Below are 3,651 nucleotides of genomic sequence, written 5' to 3' on the forward strand. Positions count from 1 at the left end.
ACTCTTCTCTATACGTTCTTCTGCTTCTCTTACTAAAAATGACATTTTGCCTCCTCTTTCGTATGTACTTATCTTTTCATTCTATCATATATGTTTCTTTCTGCCTATTATGCAATGGTCTTTATGAGTAATTTAAATAATTTTACTATTCCATCTGTGGATCTTGTTACCGCAGTATCTCCGACCGTAGGTAGTTTAGCAAATTACCATGGATTGAGCGTAGAAAAGACTTCTGGGACAGATTTGCAAAATATTAGAGAAGTTAGATACAAAGCTTCATTAACTGCTAGCGAAAAGGTAGAATCCCATAAAGCATCTTCAAAATACGCCTCTCTGCACAAAGAGTTGCTAGGACAAACACAAGTTGAGCTTAACAATCAACAGTCTATCTGGAATTCAAAAGAAGGATCTACAGGATATGCCATTATTTTTGAAAATCCGCCTGTTTATTCTCGCACCGTAGATTCGAATGACAATGTTTACCACGAACATATAAGCTCATCTCAAGATGCCAGTATACCCTATGTATTTTTTATGCTAAGATACATAGAAAAGGGTAATGCTAGACTGCTAGAGCCTGATTTTAATATTACTACTAAAAAACAATCTGCAAGTAATTATAATAACCTTGATTTGTACAAAATGTTTCTATATTACGACCACGGAGATCTTAAAGTGATGACTTCTGAAGGTGCCGTTAATAAACAAGTAATCACAATTTTTAAAAGAAATGCAGAAGAATTTAGCAACATTGTCAAAAATGTCTATAAATACAATATAGATGAATGCAATTATCTTAAGGAAGTACCTACTATGTTGCAAGTGTCAACATGTTTTAACGCGGCAGGAAAAGGTCCTGAACAGACTTTATCTATACTTACCTGTCTTGAGATATTTCAATCTGTAAAAGATGAAGAGCTTTGCCCAGAGCTAAATTTAGATCTCGTTAACTACGAGGACCTGTAGATATAACTAGTAAAGTAGACGTATGTCTCGTAACCAATGTATCCAATATAGTAAGGAAGATAAAGAGCAGCTTATTTTAGCCTTCAATAATATTAATAACAGAGAAAGAATGTTAAATAAGCTTACTAATTCAGAATGCCCAGAAGACTTAGCTTTGGCCGAGCAGATGTTTATTGAGTTAGGTGAAGATTTAAATATGCATGCCAACAGAAGTCTTTTAGCTATAAAGGCTCTTTTGTTTGAAAAACTTGACAAGGAGAAGGCTGTTAAGTTACACACTGATGTACTAAACGACCTTATTAAAATAGACTTTTATACACTGTCTTCTTTTGAGTATATTTACCGATTAAAAAATTTCGATACATTAGATAAGTTCTGCCCTTTAATATATCGCAAAATAAAAAATAGTAGTGTGCATGAGTTGTCTCTTAACAAGTATCTTGATAAAATTATTTTTACTTGCGGAATTTTATATAAAAACAAGGAGTTAAATAATAAAGAGATAGGGAGTAATGTATTAATGCATAAATTCCTCTCAATTTCATGGGAATCATTTAAAAATGATGCGGCACTTCTAGAGCTAGCAAATGCTTTTCATTATGGATTGAGCGCTATAAAGGATATTGGCAAAGCAGAATCATACTACAGGATGATTCAAAATACTAACAAAGAGGCTAAATATCAATTAGTCAAACTTCTTGTTGATGAATCTAGAGGCGCAGATGAAATACCGGGTCTTTTAGCAGAGTTACATGACATTGGTCATCAAGATTCTATCTGTCTAAAAGCTATACTTTTAAGGGAAGGGGTTGTTTTTGAGAAATCGATTGAGAAGGCTGATGAAATATTCCATGATTTGGCGAATCAAGGTAATATATGTGGCAAATTTCATTACTCATACAATATTCTTAAAGACGAGGTATTTTATGACCAAAATCAAGAAGAGTTATGGGAAATGTTAAGAAGCGTTTCTGACTACTATTTTTTGGCTCATATAAAAATACTAGATAATCTCAAGTTTTATGCAGAACAAAGTTTAGAAAACTGCAAGCCAGTTACCTCTTTAGGGTATGGAGTTGCTGATAAAATCAGTAATGCAAAAATGTCTGAGGAAAAATTAAGCGCCTTTGAAAAATTGCTAAACAAGCCGTATATCAAAAATAATAATGAGTTTCAGGAGTTACTAAAGTCAATTGATTACAAAAAGCCTGGTTCAAATATTAAAAAACTTGCAAAAGAATTAGCTAAGCTGACTCATCCAGATAAAATAAAGTATGATGGCCGAGAGGAATATTCAGTAGATGACTTTAATACTGCAAGAGTATATGTTGAAGATGTGCAGCATAAAAATAAAGATGCAAAAGAAGATCAAAATAGTTGGTTTTGGAATATTTTTGGATTCTGGAATCAAAAAGAAGATGAAAATAAAGCGTTTGCAGAAAAAAATATAGAGACTGAGTGCGTTTCTGCTAAAAAACATGCAAATGCTATAATAAATCATATATCAAAAAATATTGATAATATAGAGGTTGAATCACTTGATAAAAAGGCGCGTTACCATTCAGATGTAGCAAAATTCATATTAAATAGCAAAGTCTTCAATAACATTGATGGATTTAATCGGTCTCACGAATATGAAAAACATATGATAAAAGCTATTAATTTATATAGCAGTTTAATTACTAACCCCAATTTAGTAAGCCTAAAGCATGAATTAGCTCTACACTATACAAAATCTCAAGCCAAAGAAGGGTTAGATAAAGCTCTAGATCTACTCAATACATTGACTAAACCAGAGCTCAATCAATCTGTATGTAGTAATTTTTTAAAGAAGTCTATTAGCTATCTAACTACAGACGAGCAATACGATATTGATTTTAGTAATCCGTCTTTATTTACGCACTGTAAAGAAGAGGCGATATATTTTGCAGAAGCATTTAATAAAAAAATAGATATTTCTGATGTACCTATCGCTACTAGTTACGATAGATCATGTCATTATTATAAAATAGTCTTTTCTGAAAATGGATTTTGCAGCCATGATGATAAAATCATACATGATGGAATGCCAAAAGCGCAACAGGTATTGTGCGGGAAAGATGAGTGCGATCAATATATATATGACGATTTGTAAATAATCATATTAGGTATAATAATTATAATACAGATATGTTAGAAGATTTTATATTTTTTTTGATATAATATATTAGAAAAAGCTGTATTAAGGCGATCTCTGTGTGATTAAATATTTTACGCACTATAAGATTATAGCGTCAGCTATATTATTTATCATCTCTACACCACTTTCTAATGCTGTAAATCATAATCATTTTGTCGCCTATTTTCCTGAACCGTATGATAGACTAAGCCTACCAGGTATAGTTCGTAGCCCAATTGATCCTTTTGAGTTTATAGAAGCAACAGTCATGACAAAGGAAGAAGTATGCAAAACAAAAAATCATGACCTATTTGCAGCTGTTTTTGAAGATTGCAAAGGAAGGCAATATTGTGTTTATGTAGGCAGTAGAGTAGGGTACCTAGCGCTAAACAAAGAAGAGATCTGTAGTTCTTATTATATAAAAGAGTTAAAAGAAGGATTGAGGAAGAGGCAGAATATATCTGTCATTGAAAAGTTACAAAGCGTAAAAGAGAAAATAATAAGAAATGGAATCGACCTAATCTCTA

3 protein-coding genes are annotated in these 3,651 nt (G+C 32.1%); all 3 read left to right on the plus strand.

The genetic code is table 11. From position 1 onward, the window contains the following. Positions 1-123 precede the first annotated feature (123 nt). Positions 124-966, plus strand: a complete 843-nt coding sequence (locus L8D11_RS04090; protein WP_236870402.1) for a hypothetical protein — start codon at positions 124-126, stop codon at positions 964-966. Positions 967-988: 22 nt separating this feature from the next. Next, positions 989-3,100: an SEL1-like repeat protein gene (locus L8D11_RS04095; RefSeq protein WP_236870403.1), complete on the plus strand. Its 2,112-nt coding sequence runs from the start codon at positions 989-991 to the stop codon at positions 3,098-3,100. 103 nt (positions 3,101-3,203) lie between these two features. Further along, positions 3,204-3,651, plus strand: a 448-nt coding sequence (locus L8D11_RS04100) for a hypothetical protein (protein ID WP_236870404.1), incomplete at its 3' end; no start/stop codon positions are given.

It is taken from the genome of Candidatus Bandiella numerosa (assembly GCF_021811875.1).
Taxonomy (GTDB): domain Bacteria; phylum Pseudomonadota; class Alphaproteobacteria; order Rickettsiales; family Midichloriaceae; genus Aquirickettsia; species Aquirickettsia numerosa_A.